The organism is Hydrogenophaga sp. SNF1 (genome assembly GCF_034421675.1).
GTDB classification, from domain to species: Bacteria; Pseudomonadota; Gammaproteobacteria; order Burkholderiales; family Burkholderiaceae_C; genus Hydrogenophaga; species Hydrogenophaga borbori.
This window is the reverse complement of record NZ_CP139793.1, coordinates 4,388,354-4,406,683: the sequence shown is the minus strand read 5'-3', so window position 1 is coordinate 4,406,683 and position 18,330 is coordinate 4,388,354. Positions and strand designations below refer to the sequence as shown.

Sequence of the window (18,330 nt, the reverse complement as noted above, 5' to 3'; positions counted from 1 at the left end):
TGTGCGCGAGACCCTCGCGTCCCGGTGCCGCGCCCCGCGGACCCCGGCCCCCGTCCAGTTCCATGACCCGTTCCCGACGACTCGCCGGCGCCCTGGCCGGGCTGCTGCTCATCGCCGCCTGCACCCCCACCTTCAACTGGCGCACCGTGCGCGCCGACGGCGCGCCCGTGGAGGCCCTGATGCCCTGCAAGCCCGAGCGCGCCGAGCGCGAGGTGCCGCTGGGCGGCCTGAACGCCACGCTGCACATGCTCAGCTGCGACACCGGCGGGCTGACCTTCGCCGTGGCCTGGGTCGACGCGGGCGACGCCGCGCGCGCGGCGCTGGCGCTCGAGGCCTGGCGCCGCGCCACGCTGCTGGCGGTGCAGGCCGACCCGGCCCTGGCCGACGACCCCGCCGCGTCCTGGCCGGCCGGCGTGCCGGGCAGCGACCGCGCGCTCGGCCTGCAGGCCAGCGGGCGCAACCCCGGCGGCGAGCCCGTCCAGGTGCGCGCCCTGCACGCCATGCGGGGCGGCCAGCTGCTGCACGCGGCCATCTACGGCCGCGCCATCGAGCCCGAGCTCGCCGCCACCTTCTTCGAGGGAGTCCGACTGCCATGAGCGTTTCCAGCGCCCACGACGAACTGCTCGCCCCGCGCGTGGCGGTGACGGTGTTCCTCGTCTTCGCCGGCACGTATTTCCTGTCGGCGCTGGTGCGCGCGATCACGGCCACGCTCTCGCCCACGCTGAGCGCGGAACTCTCGCTCACGCCGGGCCACCTCGGCCTGCTCGCGGGCGGCTATTTCTTCGGTTTCGCGCTCACGCAGCTGCCCATGGGCCGCTGGCTCGACCACCACGGCCCCAAGCGCGTGGTGCTGGCCTTCCTGGCCATGGCCGTGGCGGGCAGCGTGGCCTTCGCGCTGGCGGACAGTTTCTACAGCCTGCTGGCCGCGCGCGTGCTCACCGGCATGGGGTTGAGCGCCTGCCTCATGGCGCCACTCACGGGCTTTCGCCGCTGGTTCAGCCCCGCCGTGCAGTTGCGCACCAATTCCTGGATGCTGATGACCGGCTCCATGGGCATGGTGGCCTCCACGCTGCCGGTGCAATGGCTGCTGCCCGTGATCGGCTGGCGCGGCCTGTTCTGGGCGCTGGCCCTGCTGTTCGTGCTGTCCATGGCGGCGCTGGCCTGGTCGGTGCCGGCGTGGACGCGGCACGCGAACGCACCCGCGCCGGCCGCCGGTTCGCCCGATGGCGGCTACGGACTCATCTGGCGCGACCACTACTTCCGCACCATGGTGCCCGTGGGCTTCATGAACTATGGCGGCATGGTGGCCGTGCAGGCGCTGTGGGCCGGGCCCTGGATGGTCAAGGTCGCCGGCTACACGCCGGACGAGGCCGCCATGGGCCTGTTCGCCATCAACCTGAGCATGCTCGCGTCCTTCTGGACCTGGGGCGTGGTCAACCCGCACCTGGCGCGCCGCGGCATCCGGCCCGAGTCGCTGATCGGCTGGGGCCTGCCCATCAGCCTGGTGGTGATCGTGGCCATCGCCTGGCTGGGCCCGCGCGCGGGCTGGCTGCTCTGGGCGCTGTTCTGCGTCAGCTCCACCTTCGTGGCGCTGTCGCAGCCGGCCGTGGCCCTGGCCCTGCCGCCGCAGGCCGCGGGCCGCGCGCTGTCGGCCTACAACCTGGTCATCTTCGCCGGCGTGTTCGTGCTGCAGTGGGGCATCGGCCTGGCGATCGACGCGCTGGACGTTTTCGGCTGGAGCGAGCCCGACCGCTACCGCGGCGCGGTGGCCCTGTTCGCGCTGTGTTGCGTGACGGCCTACGGCCTGTTCTGGCGCGGCTGGCGCCGCATCGAGCGGGACCGCGCCGCTACACTGCGCGCATGAACGGCATCCTGCTGATCGCGCACGCCCCGTTGGCCTCGGCCCTGCGGCAGTGCGTGCTGCACGTCTTTCCCGACGCGCAGGACGCGGTGGTGGCGCTGGACGTGCAGCCCAACGTGCCGCCCGAAGAAACCCTGGCCCAGGCGCGCGCGTTGCTGGCCCAGATGGCCCGTCCGCAGACCCTGGTGGTCACCGACATGTTCGGCGCCACGCCCTGCAACGTGGCCCAGCGCCTCATCGACGGCGTGCGCAGCAAGCTCGTCTGCGGCGTGAACCTGCCCATGCTGCTGCGCACCGTGAGCTACCGCCACGAGTCGCTCGACGCGCTGATCTCGCGCGCCATCATCGGCGCCACGCAGGGCGTGATGCAGGTGGCCGTGACCGCTCCGCAAAACCAGGCCCGACGATCCTCGCATGATCAAGACCACCGCGACCATCAGCAATAAGCTGGGCCTGCACGCCCGCGCCTCGGCCAAGCTCACCAAGCTGGCGGGCACCTTCATCAGCGACGTCTGGATGTCGCGCGGTGAACGCCGCGTCAACGCCAAGAGCATCATGGGCGTGATGATGCTGGCCGCGGGATTGGGCAGCACGGTGGACATCGAGACCGATGGCAGCGACGAGCGCGCCGCGATGGACGCGCTGCTGGCCCTCATCAACGACAAGTTCGGCGAAGGGGAATGACCTTCAGCGTTCACGGCCTGGCGGTGTCCCGAGGCGTGGCCATCGGGCGGGCAGTGATCGTCGCCGCCAGCCGCGTGGACGTGGCGCACCGCCTCATCGCGGCGCACGAGGTGGAAGGGGAGATCGAGCGCCTGCGCCAGGCCCGAAAGGCGGTGGCCGAGGAGATCTTGCGCGTGCAGCAGGGCCTGGTCGGCCTGGGCCAGGTCGACGCCCACCCCGAACTCGCGGCGCTGCTCGACGTGCACCTCATGCTGCTGCAGGACGAACAGCTCACCGACGGCGTGAAGCACTGGGTGCAGGACCGGCACTACAACGCCGAATGGGCACTGACCACGCAGCTGGAGGTCATCTCGCGCCAGTTCGACGAGATGGAGGACCCGTACCTGCGCGAGCGCAAGGCCGACCTGGAGCAACTGGTGGACCGCATGCTGCGCGTGATGCGCGGCCAGGCCACGCCGATCGCCGCGCCCACCGTCGCGGCCGCGCGCGCGAGCGAGGACGAGCCGCTGGTGCTGATTGCGCACGACCTCTCGCCGGCCGACATGCTGCAGTTCAAGCAGAGCGTGTTCGCCGGCTTCGTCACCGACGTCGGCGGCAAGACCAGCCACACCGCCATCGTGGCGCGCAGCCTGGACATCCCGGCCGTGGTCGGTGCGCGCTCGGCCAGCCACCTGATCCGCCAGGACGACTGGGTGGTGATCGACGGCGACGCCGGCGTGGTGGTGGTCGATCCGTCGCCCATCGTGCTGGCCGAGTACGGCTACAAGCAACGCCAGGGCGAGGTCGAGCGCGAGAAGCTCTCCCGGCTGAAGAACACGCCGGCCGTCACGCTCGACGGCCAGAAGATCGAGCTGCTGGCCAACATCGAGCAGCCCGACGACGTGGTGGGCGCGCTCAAGGCCGGTGCCGCTGGCGTGGGCCTGTTCCGCAGCGAGTTCCTCTTTATGGGCCGCAACGGCCGCCTGCCCGACGAGGAGGAGCAGTACCGCGCCTACCGCCGCGCCGTCGAGGGCATGCAGGGCCTGCCGGTCACCATCCGCACCGTGGACGTGGGCGCCGACAAGCCGCTGGACCGCAGCGCCGCGCGCGGCGATGACCACCTCAACCCGTCACTGGGCCTGCGCGCCATCCGCTGGAGCCTGGCCGACCCGGCCATGTTCCTCGAGCAGCTGCGTGCCATCCTGCGCGCGGCCGCGCACGGACCGGTCAACCTGCTCATTCCCATGCTCGCGCACGCGAGCGAGATCCGCCAGACCCTGGCCCTGGTGAACCGCGCGCGCGACCAGCTCACCGTGGCCGACGTGCCCTTCGGCGAGGTGCGGCTCGGCGCCATGATCGAGGTGCCCGCGGCGGCGCTGACCATCCCGCTGTTCCTGCGCCACTTCGACTTCCTGTCGATCGGCACCAACGACCTGATCCAGTACACCCTGGCCATCGACCGCGCCGACGAGGCCGTGTCGCACCTGTACGACCCGCTGCACCCGGCGGTCCTGCAGCTGGTGGCCAGCACCATCGCGCAGGCGCGCGCCCAGGGCAAGGGCGTGAGCGTGTGTGGCGAGATGGCGGGCGACGTGACGCTCACGCGCCTGCTGCTGGGCCTGGGGCTGCGCAGCTTCTCCATGCACCCCTCGCGCATCCTCGCGGTCAAGCAGCAGATCCTGCGCAGCGACACGGGCAAGCTGGCCGCCTGGGCGCAGACCGTGCTGCAGTCCGACGACCCGGCCGCACTGCTGGTCGACTGAGGCGGTCTTAGCGCGCGCGCGTGGCCAATACCGCCGCGCCCACAATCATGGCGGCCGCCACCAGCACCGAGGCACTGGGCCATTCGCCGCGCACCGCCAGCAAAGTGCAGGTCGACAGCAGCGGCGTGAGAAAGCTCAGCACGCCGATCTGACGGGCGTCGCCGCGCTTGAGTGCCGCGTCCCACAGGAAGAAGGCGCCGCCCAATGGGCCCAGGCCCAGCAGCGCGATCAGCGCCCCATCCCGAGCCGACAGCGCCACCGAGGGCTCCAGTGCCGCGTGGCACAGCAGCGACAACACGCCCGAGGCCGCGGCGAAGCCTCCGATGGCGGCGGTGGGGAAGGGCGCCACGCGCTTGGTGAGCAGCGAGTAGGTGGCCCAGATGAACGCCGAGCCCAGCGCCGGCAGGTACCCCCAGGACCAGGCGGTGCCGGCGCCATCCTCGGCGCGGCCGAGGATGGCCAGGGCGGCGCCCGCGAAACCGATCAGCGCGGCGCTCAGGTGGCGCGCGCCCAGGCCCACGCCCGGCAGGATCAGCGGCGCCATCACCACGATGCCCAATGGCCAGAGGTAGTTGATGAGGTTGGCCTGCACCGGAGGCGCGTGGCGCAGCGCGATGAACAGCAGGAAGTGAAAACCGAACAGGCCGTAGATGCCCAGCGCCAGCGTGCTCGGTGGCACGCGCCAGCGGCGCAGGTCGAAGCGCGACAGCGGCAAGGCGATCAGGCTGCCGACGAGCAGGCCCAGGCCGGTCAGCAGAAAGGGCGGCACGTGCGAGAGGGCCACGCCGAGCGCGGCGAGCGAGGCCCACAGCGCGATCGCGCCCAGGGCGAGCAGGTTGGCGGAACGCATCCCGCGATCATCGCGCGGCGCGCCGTCGCGCGGCGCGGGTCCATCGTCGCGCGGCGCGGCTCAGGCGCGGCGGCGCAGCGCCGCCGTGAGCGCCGAGGGCGAGCGGTAGCCACTGCGCCGCGCGGCCTCGGCCACGGGCAGGCCCTGGGCGCGCAGCCGGCGCGCCTGCTCGAGCTGCAGCCCGCGCAGCCAGCGCTGCGTGCTCAGGCCCAGCTCCTCGCGACAGCGGGCGGCGAACTGCGCCGGGCTCAGGTGCGCGCGAGCGGCCAGATCGGCCACCTCGATGGCCTCGTGCGCCCAGCGTGTGCGCGCCCAGTCGGCCAGCGCGGACCAGTCGATCGCGCGGCGCGCGCGCCGGGGCGCGCTGCCCTCGGGCAGCCAGCTCTCCAGCAGCAGGGTGGGGCCCAGGGCCAGGGCGCGGGGCAGGCCACGCGCGCAGGCCTCGGCGAGGTAGCGCGCGAGCGCCTGCGTGGCGGCCGTGGGCCCGGCCATGGCCAGGGCCCAGTCGCTGGCGTGGCTGTCCAGCACCAGGCAGCGCGCGCCCTGGCGCGCCTCGAAGTCGTGGCGCTCGCCCGGCGGCACGACGCAGCCGTCGCCCGCGGCGATGCGCTGCCCGCGGCCCGCGATCTCCAGTTCGAGCGCGCCCTCCAGGCCGACCAGGATCTGGAAATGCCCGTGGTCGTGGCAGCCGTGCGAGGCGCCGTAGGCGCGCACGCTCAGGTGGTCGTGGGCGGGGGCGGTGCGGCCCATGGGGGTGTCCTCAGGCCTTGTTCTTGGTGGCCACCAGCCGCATGCCGGGCATCAGCCGCGTGGCGAGTTCGGGCCGCTCCAGCGCGTAGTCCAGGTTCATGCGCGCGATCTCCACATGCTCCTCGCCCAGGGCCTGGGCGCGCGAGCCCTGGCCGCGCTCGATGGCCTGCACCATGGCGTGGTGCGTGCGCTGGGCCAGGCGCATCCACTGCTGGCCCTCCTCCATGGACGACTGCATGGGCAGCATGGAGCTGGGCGAGGCGAAGGGCATGGCGTCCAGCATGTCCATGATCCGGCGCAGCACCGAGTTGCCGCAGCCGTCCATGATGAGTTGGTGGAAGCGGTCGTTGGCCTCGACGTAGGCCGTGTAGTCGTCCAGCTCCATGGTCGGTTTGTTGACCGTCTGGTCGCCGCGCTCCAGGCATTCGTGCAGCTCGCGCAGCAGCTGGCGCGGCGCGCCTTCCTCGGCCAGCAGGCGGGCGGCAAAACCCTCGATGAGGCCGCGCACGCGGATCGCGTCCGCGATCTGCTGCGAGGTGAAGCGGCGCATCTGGTAGCCCCCCGTCGGCGAGGGCTCGATCAGGCCTTCGTGTTCCAGGCTGGCCAGCGCCAGGCGCACCGGCGTGCGCGAGGCGCCGAGCTTCTCGGCCAGCGGGATCTCGGCCAGGCGCTCGCCCGGCACGAACTCGCCTTTGAGGATCAGGTCGCGCAGCTGCACCAGCACGCGGGATTGTTGGGAGTCCATGCGGTTGAACAGGGGATGCGGGCGGGGAATTCTAGGAGAGCCGGCCACGAATGCACGCCATGACGATTGGTTGGCATGCAAGCTGCATGCAATGATTTGACATTGATCTCAAAAGTCCATCGATTGCTCCAAATTGGTGCCTGTTTGATTCGGGTTAACCCTTTATTTTTCATTGGACATCTCGCGCTTGTCGCCTGATTGCCTGACTGTGTTGGTTTGATGAATTCACTTGCATACAATGCGGCGCCCCGATACCCCCGAACCGGAGTGAGCCCATGACCCGCAGCACAACGACCCGGCCCCTGGTCATCGTCGGCGCCTCCTACGCCGGATTGCAGCTCGCCAGCAGCGCGCGCGAGCTGGGTTTCGAGGAGGACATCCTCATCGTCGGCGACGAGCCACACCCGCCCTACCAGCGCCCGCCACTGTCCAAGGGCCTGCTCACCGGCAAAGCCACGGTGGACCAGCTCTGGCTGCGCGCGCCCGAGTTCTATGCCCAGAAGCGCATCGGGCTCTGCCTGGGCCGCCGCGTCGCCGCGCTGGACCTGGCGGCGCGCCGCCTCACGCTGGACGACGGCAGCGTGCTCGAGCACGGCTGGCTGGCGCTCACCACCGGCGCGCGCGCCCGCGCCCCGCTGCCCGGCGCCGAACTGGACGGCGTGCTGCCTTTGCGCACCCTGGACGACGCGCTGCGCGTGGCCGAGGCCGCCGCATCCGCGCGCTCGGTCTGCGTGATCGGCGGCGGCTTCATCGGCCTGGAGGTGGCGGCCGCGCTGCGCGCGCGCGGTGCCGAGGTCTGCGTGGTCGAGACCCAGCCGCGCCTGCTGGCGCGCAGCCTGCCCGAGCGCATGGCGGCCTTCGTGGAAGACGCGCACCGCCAGCGCGGCGTGCGGGTGCTGACCGGGCGCGGCGTGCGCGGTCTGCTGGGCGCCAATGGCCGCGTGGCCGCCGTCGAGCTGGCCGATGGCCAACGCATCGACTGCGATCTGGTGGTGCTGGGCATTGGCGTCTGGCCCAACAGCGAACTCGCGCGCGACGCCGGCCTGACGGTGGACAACGGCATCGTCACCGACCCGCTGGGCCGCACCTCGGCCGAGGGCGTGCTGGCGGCCGGCGACGTGGCCGCCGTGGCGCCCTCGCCCGGAGCGCCGCGCGTGCGGCACGAATCCATCCAGGCCGCCACCGACGGCGCGCGCGCCGCCGCCAGCCTGCTGGTCGGCCAGCCCCGCCCGAACACCGCCGTGCCCTGGTTCTGGAGCGACCAGTTCGACCTCAAGTTCCAGATGGCCGGCGTGGCCCGGGCCGACGACGAGGCCGTGCTGCGCGGCGAGCCCGCCAGCGGGCGCTTCAGCGTCTTCTACCTGCGCGACGGCGCGGTCGCGGCCGCGCACAGCGTCAACCGCCCCGGCGAACACCTGCTGAGCCGCCAGCTCATCGCGGCGGGCGCGCGCCTGTCGCCGCAGGTCCTGGCCGACCCGGACAGCGACCTCAAGGCCGCCATGGCGGCGCAGAGCGCTGCGGCCTGAACCCCTTTTGCATTCATCCCTTCCTCACGGAGCCCCACCATGACCCTCACCAAACGACAAGCCATCGCCGCACTCGGTCTGGCCGGCCTCGGCGCCCTGGGCGCGCTCGGGGCCGCGCAGGCCGCCGAGCCGCTGCGCATCGGCCTGATCGCCACCTACTCCGGTCCCTACGCCGACTACGGTCGCCAGTTCGACGCCGGGATCGCGCTCTTCCTCAAGGAGCGCAACGGCCAGATCGCCGGCCGCCCGGTGCAGATCGTCAAGAAGGACACCGCCGGCCCGGCGCCCGACGCGGCCAAGCGTTTTGCGCAGGAGCTGGTGGTGCGCGACAAGGTGAGCTTCATCACCGGCCTGGATTTCAGCCCCAACGCCTACGCCGTCGCGCCCATCGCCACCCAGGCCAAGGTGCCTACCATCGTGGCCAACGCCTCGTCCTCGGCCATCACCACCAGCTCGCCCTACATCGCGCGCGTCTCGTTCACGGTGCAGCAGGTGTCGGACCCGATGGCCCGCTGGCTGCTGCGCAAGGGCGTGAACAACGTCTACACGGTGGTTGCCGACTACGCCTCGGGCGTCGATGCCGAGACCGCGTTCAAGAAGGCCTTCACGGCCGGTGGCGGCCAGATCGCCGGCGAGCTGCGCACGCCCATGAACAACCCCGACTTCTCGGCCTACGTGCAGCGCATCAAGGACGCCAAGCCGCAGGCGGTGTTCTTCTTCTTCCCCTCGGGCGTGATGCCGCCGGCCTTCCTGAAGGTGTGGAAGGAACGCGGCATGGAAGCCGCCGGCATCCAGCTCTTCGCCACCGGCGAAGCCACCGACGACAGCTACCTCGACGCCACCGGCGACGTGGCCCTGGGCCTGGTCACCAGCCACCACTACTCCTACGCGCACCCCTCGGCCAAGAACCAGAAGTTCGTGAAGGACTTCGAGGCCCAGTTCGGCAAGGCCATGCGCCCGAGCTACTTCGCCGTCTCGGCCTACGACGCGCTCTCGGCCATCGAGGCCGCGCTGGCCAAGACCCAGGGCGACACCCGCGGCGAGAAGGTCATGGAGGCCCTCAAGGGCCTGCAGTTCGAGAGCCCGCGCGGCCCGGTGGAGATCGACGCCGCCACGCGCGACATTGTGCAGACCGTCTACATCCGCAAGACCGAGCGCGTGAACGGCAAGCTCGTCAACGTGGAGTTCGACCAGTTCGAGCGCGTGAAGGACCCGGCCAAGGCCGCCCCTTGAACGGGCGCCCGGCGGCCTTGTGAACGGATCCCCATGGCGATCGTGATCTTCGATGGAGTGGCCTACGGCATGCTCCTGTTCCTCATAGCAGTGGGCCTGTCCATCACGATGGGCCTGATGAACTTCGTGAACCTGGCCCACGGCAGTTTCGCCATGGTGGGTGGCTACGCGGCGGCGCTGCTGATGAACCGCTACGGCCTGGGTTTCTACCCCGCGCTCGCGGCGGCCTTCGTCGCCGCGGCGCTGGTGGGCGCGCTGTTCGAGGCGCTGCTCTACCGGCGGCTGTACAAGGCGCACCCGCTCGACCAGGTGCTGCTGTCCATCGGCATCGTGTTCGTGTCGGTGGCGGCCTTCACCTGGTTCTTCGGCCCCACGATGCAGCCGTTCACGCTGCCCGAGTCCCTCGACGGCCGCCTGTCCCTGTTGGGGCTGGAGGTGAGCCGCTACCGCCTGTTCCTCATCGTCTGCGGCCTGCTGGTGCTCGCGGCGCTGCTGCTGGGCCTGGGGCGCACCCGCTACGGCGCCATGGTGCGCGCGGCGGTGGACAACCAGCGCGTGGCCGCCGGCACCGGCATTCCGGTGCAGCGCCTGTTCTTCCTCACCTTCTCGCTGGGCTGCGGCCTGGCGGGCCTGGGCGGCGCGCTCAGCCTGGGCATGCTGGGGCTGGAGCCCAGCTTTCCGCTGAAGTACCTCGTGTACTTCCTCATCGTGGTCTGCGTCGGCGGCGCCGGCACCATCACCGGTCCCTTCGTGGCCGCGCTGATGGTGGGCATCGTGGACGTGGCCGGCAAGTACTACCTACCCGAGGCGGGCGCCTTCCTCATCTACGTGGTCATGATCGTCATGCTGCTCGTGCGACCCAACGGGATCGTCCCGCGAAAGGGCCTGGCATGAAGCCCATCGTCCTGAAGCCCGCGCAGCTGCGCGCGGCCGAGGTGTTCTTCTGGCTGGCCCTGGCCTCGTGCTACTTCCTGCTGCCCGAGCACCTGAGCCTGATGAGCCAGATCCTCATCTTCGGCCTGTTCGCCGTGTCGCTGGACATGGCCCTGGGCTACGCCGGCATCCTCACCGTGGGCCACGCGGCCTTCTTCGGCGCGGGCGCCTACGCGGCCGGCCTGCTGGCCAAGCACGGCTGGGGCGAGCCCTTCTCGGGCCTGCTGGTGGCGCTGCTGGTCTGCGTGGCGCTCGGCTACCTGCTCAGCACCCTGGTGGTGCGTGGAACCGACCTGGCGCGGCTGATGATCACCATCGGCGTGTGCATGCTGCTGGCCGAGCTGGCGAACCGGCTCTCGGGCATCACCGGCGGCACCGACGGCCTGCAGGGCATGGTGGTGCAGCCGCTGTTCGGCCGCTTCGAGTTCGACCTGTTCGGCCAGACCGCCTTCGTCTACGCCTTCTGCATGGTGCTGCTGGTCTTCCTGGGCGTGCGGCTGATCCTGCGCTCGCCCTTCGGTCTGGCGCTGCGCGGCATCCACGACAGCCGCAAGCGCATGCTGGCCATCGGCTCGCCGGTGGACGCGCGCCTGCGCCTGGCCTACGCGCTGTCGGCCGGCGTGGCCGGCATCGCGGGCGCGCTGCTGGCGCAGACCACGCAGTTCGTCGGCATCGAATCGATCGGCTTCAACCGCTCGGCCGAGATCCTGATCATCCTGGTGCTGGGCGGCACGGGGCGGCTCTACGGCGGCCTGGTCGGCGCCATCGTCTACATGCTGGTGCACGACTGGTTCGCCGACATGAACCCGCAGTACTGGCAGTTCTGGCTGGGTCTCTTCCTCATCGCGGCGGTGCTGCTGGGCCGCGGCGGCCTCATGGGCGCGCTCTCGCGCCTGTTCCAGACCCGGGAGGCCGCCCGATGAATACGCCCGCCCTGCAGACCCATGGCCTGGGCATCTCCTTCGGTGCCTTCCGCGCGGTGAGCGATGTCAGCCTGTCGCTGGAGCCTGGCGCGCGCCAGGCCCTGATCGGCCCCAACGGCGCCGGCAAGACCACGCTGATCAACCTGCTCACCGGCATCTACAAGCCCTCGGCCGGCCGCGTGCTCATGAACGGCGAGGACGTGACCGCGCTGTCGGCCGACCGGCGCGCGCGCCGCGGCCTGGCCCGCACCTTCCAGATCAACACCCTGTTCCCCAGCCTCACGCCGCTGAGCTCGGTGGTGCTGGCGATCAGCGAACGCGAGGGCTTGGGCGCCGTGTGGTGGCGCCCGCTCAAGCGGCACGTCGCCGTCTACGCCGAGGCGCACGAGCTGCTCGGGCGCCTGAAGCTCGACGCGCTGGCCGAGGTGCCGGTGGCCGAGCTGCCCTACGGCAAGCAGCGCCTGCTGGAGATCGCGCTGGCCATGGCGGCCAGGCCGCGCATCCTGCTGCTCGACGAGCCGGCCGCCGGCGTGCCGGAGGACGAGAGCGGCGAGCTCTTCGAGGTCATCGCCGCGCTGCCGTCGGACATCAGCGTCCTCTTCATCGAACACGACATGAAACTGGTCTTTCGCTTCGCGCGCCGCATCTCGGTGCTGGTCACGGGGCAGGTGCTCACCGAGGGCACGCCGGCCGAAATCGGCCGCGACCCGCGCGTGCGCGAGGTCTACCTCGGCCAGTCCCACACGAAGGCCACGCGCGCCATCCCCGCGGAGGTGTCGCATGGCTGAGCTGCTGGCTTTCGACCGGGTGGTGGCCGGCTACGGCAACGCCATCGTGCTGCACGAACTGGACTTCTCGCTCGACGAGGGGCAGAGCCTCGCCGTGCTGGGCCGCAACGGCGTGGGCAAGACCTCGCTGCTCGAAACCCTGATGGGCAATACGCGCGTGATGCGCGGCGCCGTGCGCTGGGCCGGGCAGGACATCACGCGCTGGCCCTCGCACCGCCGCGCCGGCGCCGGCCTGGGCTGGGTGCCGCAGGAGCGCGAGGTCTTTCCCTCGCTCACGGTGGAGGAGAACCTCACGGTGATCGCCACCAAGGGGCCGTGGAACCTGCAGCGCGTCTACGCGCTGTTCCCGCGTCTGCGCGAGCGGCGCGGCAACTACGGCAACCAGCTCTCGGGCGGCGAGCAGCAGATGCTGGCCATCGGCCGCGCGCTGATGACCAACCCGCGCCTGCTGCTGCTGGACGAGCCCATGGAAGGCCTGGCGCCCATCGTCGTGGAGGAGCTGGCGGTCTCGATCCGCCGGCTCTGCGAGCAGGAAGGCCTGGCGTCCATCGTCGTGGAACAGCACCCTGTGCTGGCGCTGGAGATGACGCACCAGGCCATCGTGCTGGAGCGCGGCACCGTGGTGCACGCGGGGCCGAGCGCGGCGCTGGCCCAGGACGCGGCCCTGCTCGAAGGCCTGCTGGGCGTGGGCATCGCCGAACCCGCCTGATCCCCCGATCCCATCGCGGGCGCCGAGGCGCCCGGTTCAACCCCCCATGAGGACACCTGTCATGCCATTTCCCTTCCAGAAAGCCCTCGGTGGCGCACTCGTCGCCCTGGGCCTGGTGGCCGCGCCAGCGGCCTTCGCCCAGGACACCGTGCGCGTCGGCGTCATCGCCGAGATGTCCGGCCCCTTCGCCGAATTCGGCAAGCAGATGCAGGCCGGCATACGGGCCTACCAGAAGATGCACGGCGACAGCGTGGCCGGCAAGCGCGTGGAGGTGGTGATCAAGGACGTGGGCGGGCCCAACCCCGACGCGGCCAAGCGCATCGCCACCGAGCTGGTGGTGCGCGAGAAGGTGAACGTGCTCGCGGGCTTCGGCTTCACGCCGAACGCGCTGGCGGTGGCGCCGATCGCCACCCAGGCCAAGGTGCCCATGATCGTCATGAACGCGGCTGCCGGCGGGCTCACCGCCAAGTCGCCCTACATGGTGCGCACCTCCTTCCACTACCCCGAGACGGTGCCGCCGATCGCGCAATGGGCCATTCAGCAGGGCGCGAAGAAGGCCTATGTGATCGTGGCCGACTACTCGCCAGGCCACGACGCCGAGGCGGCCTTCATCGCGGCCTTCAAGAAGGCCGGCGGCGAGATCGTGGGCAGCGTGCGCACGCCGCTCATGACGCTGGACTTCGCGCCCTACATGCAGCGCGTGAAGGACGCCCGGCCCGACGTGCTGTTCTCCTTCGTCAACGGCGGCGACGTGGCGCCGGCCTTCATCAAGGAGTACCGCGACAAGGGCCTGCCCGAGGCCGGCATCCAGCTCATCGGCACCGGCGACATCGTCGACGAGGCCCTGGTCGAGGCGATCGGCGAGCGCGGCGTGGGCATCACCACCGTGTACCCCTATTCCATGCACCACAAGTCGGCGCTGAACGAGCGCTTCGTGCGCGAGTTCAAGGCCCAGCGCGACCCGAAGTCGCGCCCCACCATCATGGGCGTGGCCGCCTACGACGGCATGGCCGCGCTGTACGCGGCGCTGGCCAAGACCGGCGGCAAGGCCGACGGGCCGACGCTGATCGCCGCGCTGGCCGGGTTGAAGATCGACAGCCCGCGCGGCAGCCTGACCATCGACAAGAACAGCCGCGACGTGGTGCACGACCAGTACATCCGCCGCTTCGAGAAGCAGGACGGCGCGTACTACAACGTCGAGTTCGAAACCTTCAAGGCGGCGCCCTGATGGCCGTCGACGCCCTGTCCCTGGACATCGCCGGGCTGACCGCGGCCTACCGCGACGGCCGCCTGCACCCGCTGCAGGCGCTGGACCAGCTGTTCGACGCCATCGAGGCCGACGCGCGCGGCATCAACGCCTTCTGCCTGCTCGACCGCGCGGCGGCCGCGCGCGAGGCCGAGGCCTCGGGCCGGCGCTGGCAAGAGGGCCGGCCCCTGTCGGTGCTGGACGGCGTGCCGGTCTCCATCAAGGACCTCGTGAACGTGGCCGGCTGGCCCACGCGGCGCGGCTCGCTGAGCGGCAGCGACGACCCTGTGCCGCAGGACGCGCCCGGTGTGGCGCCGCTGCGCGCGGGCGGCGCGGTGCTGTTTGGCAAGACCACCACCACCGAGTTCGGCTGGACCGTGGGCTCGTCGAACCCGCAGGCCGGCACCACCCGCAACCCTGCGGCGCCGGACCGCGAGATCGGCGGCTCCAGCAGCGGGGCGGCCGCGCAGGTGGGCGCCGGGTGGGGGCCGCTGGCCCTGGGCAGCGACGCCGGCGGCTCGGTGCGCCTGCCCGCGTCGTGGAGCGGCACGGTGGGTTTCAAGCCCAGCTTCGGCGCCATCCCGCTGGCGCCGGCCAGCGCCTTCGCCGAGTTCGCGCACCTGGGCACGTTCACGCGCTCGGTGGCCGACTGCGCCCTGGCCATGCGCGTGCTGTCGCAAGCCGACGCGCGCGACCCTTCTTCGCTGTTCGCGCGGACCGAGGCGCCGCCCGCGCGCGCCCTGCGCGTGGCCTGGACGCTGTCGCTGGGCGCGTCGCGGGCCGTCCAGCCGGCCGTGGCCGAGGCCGTGGCGGCGCTGGTGGAGCGCCTGGCCGGCGCGGGCCACACGCTGATCCACTGGCCCGAGGCCGCGAGTGAGCGCGCCGAGGACATGTGGCGCGTGTGGCTGTCGCGCATCCATGAGTCCTTCGTGGACTGGACCGAGGCGCAACGCGAGCGCCTCTCGCCGGGCCTGCGCGACGCGTACGGGCAGGGCGCCGCGCAGGCGCCGGCCGAGTTGGCCCGCGCCCGCGCCCGGCTGCGCACCTGGAGCGGTGCGCTGGCGCAGCGCTTCGCCGACGTCGACCTGCTGATCACGCCGGCCACGCCAGGCGCGGCGCCGCCGCTGGGCGAGGTGGGCGCCGGGCCCTGGTTCGAGGCCGTGGGCGGTTTCACCTACCCGTTCAACCTCACGCAGCAGCCGGCGCTGAGCCTGCCGCTGGGCGCCGACGCCGAGGGCGCGCCCTTCGGCGTGCAGGTGGTGGGGCCGCGCTTCCAGGACGCCGCGGTCTTGGTGGCCGGCGCGCGCATCGAGGCGCTGCTGGCCGAGGCCCGCTGAGCGGGCCGGGCGCTCAGCGCGGGCCGGCGGACGCCGGCGCCGCCAGCGCTTCCAGCACGCCGTGGGCCTGCTGGTCGGCGTGGTAGCTGCTGCGCACCATGGCGCCCACGGCGGCGTGGGTGAAGCCCATCTCGTAGGCCTTGGCCTCGAACATCTTGAAGGTGTCGGGGTGCACGTAGCGGCGCACCGGCAGGTGGTGGCCGCTGGGCGACAGGTACTGCCCGATGGTGAGCATGTCGATGCCGTGCTCGCGCATGTCCTGCATCACCTGCAGGATCTCCTCGTCGGTCTCGCCCAGGCCGACCATGATGCCGCTCTTGGTCGGCACGTTCGGGAACAGGGCCTTGAACTTCTTGAGCAGGTTCAGGCTGAAGGCGTAGTCCGAGCCCGGGCGCGCTTCCTTGTACAGGCGCGGCACGGTCTCCAGGTTGTGGTTCATCACGTCGGGCGGCGCGGCCTTCAGGATGTCCAGCGCGCGGTCGTCGCGGCCGCGGAAGTCGGGCACCAGCACCTCGATGGTGGTCTGGGGGGAGAGTTCGCGCGTCTTGCGGATGCACTCGACGAAATGGCCCGCGCCGCCGTCGCGCAGGTCGTCGCGGTCCACGCTGGTGATCACCACGTACTTGAGCTGGAGCTGCGCGATGGTCTTGGCGAGGTTGAGCGGCTCGTCGGCGTCCAGCGGATCGGGGCGGCCGTGGCCGACGTCGCAGAACGGGCAGCGGCGCGTGCATTTGTCGCCCATGATCATGAAGGTGGCCGTGCCCTTGCCGAAGCACTCGCCGATGTTGGGGCAGCTGGCCTCCTCGCACACCGTCACCAGCTTGTTGCTGCGCAGGATGTCCTTGATCTCGTAGAAGCGGGTGCTCGGACTGCCCGCCTTGACGCGGATCCACTCCGGCTTCTTGAGCGTCTCGGCCGGCACGATCTTGATGGGGATGCGCGCGGTCTTGGCCTGGCTTTTCTGCTTGGCGGTGGGATCGTAGGTCGTGCTCATGGCAAAGGGGGGCGATGGGCTCAGGGCGCCAGCAGTGCGCCGAGCTTCTGGCTCAGGACGGCGGCCGCGTCGTCCCAGGTGACGGGGACGCCGATTGTAGAAAGGTCCACCGTTTCCAGCCCGGCGTAGCCGCACGGGTTGATACGGCGGAAGGGTTGCAGGTCCATGGCCACGTTCAGGGCCACGCCGTGGTAGGTGCAGTGCCGGCTCACCTTGATGCCCAGCGCCGCGATCTTGCCCAGGCCGGTGAAGTCGGGCGCGGGCGGCGGACTGCCGGGTTCGCGCCGCGCGGGCGCCTGCGGCAGCCGCGCGTGGCCGCGCGGGTCGTCCCGCCGCACGTAGATGCCGGGCGCGCCGGCCACGCGGTGGCCGGTGACGCCGAAATGGTCCAGCGTGCGGATCACCGCCTCTTCGATGCGGTAGACGTATTCCTTGACGAAGTAGCCGGCGCGCTGCAGGTCGATCAGCGGATAGGCCACCACCTGGCCCGGGCCGTGGTAAGTGACCTGGCCGCCGCGGTTGGTGGCCACCACCTCGATGCCGCCGGGCGCGAGCAGGTGGTCTTCGTGCCCGGCCAGGCCTTGCGTGAACACCGGTGGGTGCTCGCAGACCCAGAGCTGATCGGGCGTGTCGGACACGCGTGCGGCGGTGAAGGCCTGCATGGCTTCGTAGGTGGGCCGGTAGGCGGCCCGGCCGAGCCAGCGCACGTCCATGGAATCAGAGCACGACCTTGACCATGGGGTGCGTGGTCAGGGTGCGGTAGACCTCGTCGAGCTGGTCGCGGCTGGTGACGAACACGGCCACCGTCAGGCCCATGTAGTTGCCGGCCTTGCTGGGCCGGCGCTCCAGCGTGGCGGCGTCGAAGGACGGGTCGAAGTTGCGCACCAACTCGATGATGGCCTCGGCGAAGCCCTCGACGTTGTCGCCCATCACCTTGATCGGGAAATGGGTGGGGTAGGTGATGAGCGACTGCTCGGGCGGGATGTCGGGGGGCGTGTGCATGGCGTGGCCTCAGAGGGATTGCTCGGCCACGGCGCGCTGGTAGGCGGCCAGCAGGCGCGCGCCCACCGGACCGGGCTGGCCGTTGCCCACGGGGCGGCCGTCGAGCGTGGTGATGGGCAGCACCTCCTTGGTGGCCGAGGACAGCAGCAGCTCGTCGGCGGCCAGCACCTCGTCGCGCGACACGCGGCGCAGCTCGAAGGGGATGCCGTTGTCGCGGCAGATCGACTCGATCAGGCCGTAGCGGATGCCTTCCAGCACCAGGTGGTCCTTGGGCGGCCCCATCACGGTGCCGTTCTTCACCACCCAGACGTTGCTGGCCGCGGCCTCGCTGAGGAAGCCGTCGCGGAACATCACGGTCTCCAGCGCGCCGGCGTCGGCGCTGATCTGGCGTGCGAAGACCGCGCCCAGCAGGCTGGTGCTTTTGATATGGGCCTTCTGCCAGCGGAAGTCGTCGGCCGTCACGCAGGCCACGCCTTTGGCGCGCTGCTCGGGGCTGGGCAGCTTCATCTCGCCGGCCATCACGAACACCGTGGGCGTCAGCCCCGGCACCATCACGTGGTCGCGCGGCGCCACGCCGCGCGTGACCTGCAGGTAGATCAGCTGGTTGACCACGCCCGCGGCCTGGCGGTCGGCGATCAGCCGACGCGCGATCGCCAGCCACTCGTCGCGCGTGTGCGGGTTGGCGATGCGCAGCTCGCGCAGCGAGCGGTCCAGCCGGTCCATGTGCTCGGTGAAGCGGAAGATCCGCCCGCCGTAGGCCGGCAGCACCTCGTAGACGCCGTCACCGAAGCTGAAGCCGCGATCGAGCACGCTGATGCGCGCGTCGCGCAGGGCGCTGTAGTCGCCGTTGAGAAAGCAGAGCGAATCGGGCAGGGGAGGGTTCATGAGGGGATTATCCGGCTGGGTGTTTTCGCCCGCGCGCGACCGCCCCCCAGCCTTGACTGGCCCATCGGGTTTCTACGTATAATCAATGGCTTTGCGAACCTGACCGGTCCGTCATCTCTCCG

At 71.3% G+C, this 18,330-nt stretch carries 20 protein-coding genes; 13 read left to right on the top strand and 7 right to left on the bottom strand.

Annotated elements, in window-relative coordinates; translation table 11 throughout:
* Window positions 1–62: 62 nt before the first annotated feature.
* From SOM08_RS21105 to ptsP, 5 genes are read left to right on the top strand one after another with little or no spacing between them, the layout of a single operon-like run.
* A complete protein-coding gene (locus SOM08_RS21105; RefSeq protein WP_116960975.1) occupies window positions 63–596 on the top strand; it encodes a hypothetical protein in 534 nt (177 codons plus the stop codon).
* A complete protein-coding gene (locus SOM08_RS21100; RefSeq protein ID WP_116960974.1) occupies window positions 593–1,864 on the top strand; it encodes an MFS transporter in 1,272 nt (423 codons plus the stop codon). The genes SOM08_RS21105 and SOM08_RS21100 overlap by 4 nt, the downstream gene beginning before the upstream one ends.
* Complete coding sequence (locus tag SOM08_RS21095) at window positions 1,861–2,307, top strand: PTS sugar transporter subunit IIA (RefSeq protein ID WP_116960973.1); 447 nt, start codon at window positions 1,861–1,863, stop codon at window positions 2,305–2,307. Before SOM08_RS21100 ends, SOM08_RS21095 begins: the two co-directional genes overlap by 4 nt.
* The gene (locus tag SOM08_RS21090; protein WP_070401241.1) at window positions 2,276–2,545 is read left to right on the top strand and encodes an HPr family phosphocarrier protein; all 270 of its coding nucleotides are present in this window, start codon (window positions 2,276–2,278) and stop codon (window positions 2,543–2,545) included. The genes SOM08_RS21095 and SOM08_RS21090 overlap by 32 nt, the downstream gene beginning before the upstream one ends.
* Window positions 2,542–4,287, top strand: coding sequence for a phosphoenolpyruvate--protein phosphotransferase (ptsP, locus tag SOM08_RS21085; protein WP_116960972.1), 1,746 nt, complete (start codon window positions 2,542–2,544; stop codon window positions 4,285–4,287). Before SOM08_RS21090 ends, ptsP begins: the two co-directional genes overlap by 4 nt.
* 7 nt (window positions 4,288–4,294) lie before the next feature.
* Here the strand turns inward: ptsP and SOM08_RS21080 are convergent, their stop codons facing one another.
* Genes SOM08_RS21080 through SOM08_RS21070 form a run of 3 tightly spaced genes read right to left on the bottom strand, consistent with a single transcriptional unit; the run spans window position 4,295 to window position 6,632 of the window.
* Entirely contained in the window at window positions 4,295–5,137 is an 843-nt protein-coding gene (locus tag SOM08_RS21080; protein ID WP_116960971.1) for a DMT family transporter, read from the bottom strand.
* A gap of 60 nt (window positions 5,138–5,197) precedes the next feature.
* Window positions 5,198–5,887 (bottom strand): AraC family transcriptional regulator, encoded by a 690-nt coding sequence (locus SOM08_RS21075; protein ID WP_322469685.1) that lies wholly within the window; start codon window positions 5,885–5,887, stop codon window positions 5,198–5,200.
* Window positions 5,888–5,897: 10 nt separating this feature from the next.
* The gene (locus SOM08_RS21070) at window positions 5,898–6,632 is read right to left on the bottom strand and encodes a GntR family transcriptional regulator (protein WP_070401237.1); all 735 of its coding nucleotides are present in this window, start codon (window positions 6,630–6,632) and stop codon (window positions 5,898–5,900) included.
* A 275-nt stretch (window positions 6,633–6,907) separates the two neighbouring features.
* On the opposite strand from SOM08_RS21070, the gene SOM08_RS21065 reads away from it, so the two are divergent.
* The 8 genes from SOM08_RS21065 to SOM08_RS21030 all read left to right on the top strand — a co-directional run bounded on the left by SOM08_RS21065 (window position 6,908) and on the right by SOM08_RS21030 (window position 15,327).
* Window positions 6,908–8,158 (top strand): NAD(P)/FAD-dependent oxidoreductase, encoded by a 1,251-nt coding sequence (locus SOM08_RS21065; protein WP_322469684.1) that lies wholly within the window; start codon window positions 6,908–6,910, stop codon window positions 8,156–8,158.
* 39 nt (window positions 8,159–8,197) lie between these two features.
* Window positions 8,198–9,391 (top strand): ABC transporter substrate-binding protein, encoded by a 1,194-nt coding sequence (locus tag SOM08_RS21060; RefSeq protein WP_116960968.1) that lies wholly within the window; start codon window positions 8,198–8,200, stop codon window positions 9,389–9,391.
* Between the two features lie 33 nt (window positions 9,392–9,424).
* On the top strand, window positions 9,425–10,285 hold the full coding sequence (locus tag SOM08_RS21055) for a branched-chain amino acid ABC transporter permease (RefSeq protein ID WP_116960967.1): 861 nt from the start codon (window positions 9,425–9,427) through the stop codon (window positions 10,283–10,285).
* Window positions 10,282–11,247 (top strand): branched-chain amino acid ABC transporter permease, encoded by a 966-nt coding sequence (locus SOM08_RS21050; RefSeq protein ID WP_322469683.1) that lies wholly within the window; start codon window positions 10,282–10,284, stop codon window positions 11,245–11,247. Before SOM08_RS21055 ends, SOM08_RS21050 begins: the two co-directional genes overlap by 4 nt.
* Window positions 11,244–12,035, top strand: coding sequence for an ABC transporter ATP-binding protein (locus SOM08_RS21045; RefSeq protein WP_322469682.1), 792 nt, complete (start codon window positions 11,244–11,246; stop codon window positions 12,033–12,035). The genes SOM08_RS21050 and SOM08_RS21045 overlap by 4 nt, the downstream gene beginning before the upstream one ends.
* Window positions 12,028–12,744, top strand: a complete 717-nt coding sequence (locus SOM08_RS21040; protein WP_116960964.1) for an ABC transporter ATP-binding protein — start codon at window positions 12,028–12,030, stop codon at window positions 12,742–12,744. Before SOM08_RS21045 ends, SOM08_RS21040 begins: the two co-directional genes overlap by 8 nt.
* A gap of 61 nt (window positions 12,745–12,805) precedes the next feature.
* Window positions 12,806–13,972 (top strand): ABC transporter substrate-binding protein, encoded by a 1,167-nt coding sequence (locus SOM08_RS21035; RefSeq protein ID WP_322469681.1) that lies wholly within the window; start codon window positions 12,806–12,808, stop codon window positions 13,970–13,972.
* Window positions 13,972–15,327 carry an amidase gene (locus tag SOM08_RS21030; protein WP_322469680.1) on the top strand — a complete coding sequence of 452 codons (1,356 nt, stop codon included), beginning with the start codon at window positions 13,972–13,974 and terminating at the stop codon, window positions 15,325–15,327. The genes SOM08_RS21035 and SOM08_RS21030 overlap by 1 nt, the downstream gene beginning before the upstream one ends.
* Window positions 15,328–15,340: 13 nt before the next feature.
* On the opposite strand, the gene lipA is transcribed toward SOM08_RS21030, so the two are convergent.
* From lipA to SOM08_RS21010, 4 genes are read right to left on the bottom strand one after another with little or no spacing between them, the layout of a single operon-like run.
* Window positions 15,341–16,321, bottom strand: coding sequence for a lipoyl synthase (gene lipA / locus SOM08_RS21025; protein WP_116960961.1), 981 nt, complete (start codon window positions 16,319–16,321; stop codon window positions 15,341–15,343).
* 20 nt (window positions 16,322–16,341) lie between these two features.
* Window positions 16,342–17,034 carry a lipoyl(octanoyl) transferase LipB gene (gene lipB / locus SOM08_RS21020; RefSeq protein WP_322469679.1) on the bottom strand — a complete coding sequence of 231 codons (693 nt, stop codon included), beginning with the start codon at window positions 17,032–17,034 and terminating at the stop codon, window positions 16,342–16,344.
* A 4-nt stretch (window positions 17,035–17,038) separates the two neighbouring features.
* Window positions 17,039–17,323 (bottom strand): DUF493 family protein, encoded by a 285-nt coding sequence (locus SOM08_RS21015; protein WP_322469678.1) that lies wholly within the window; start codon window positions 17,321–17,323, stop codon window positions 17,039–17,041.
* A 9-nt stretch (window positions 17,324–17,332) separates the two neighbouring features.
* Window positions 17,333–18,208, bottom strand: a complete 876-nt coding sequence (locus tag SOM08_RS21010) for a D-amino acid aminotransferase (RefSeq protein ID WP_322469677.1) — start codon at window positions 18,206–18,208, stop codon at window positions 17,333–17,335.
* Window positions 18,209–18,330 lie beyond the last annotated feature (122 nt).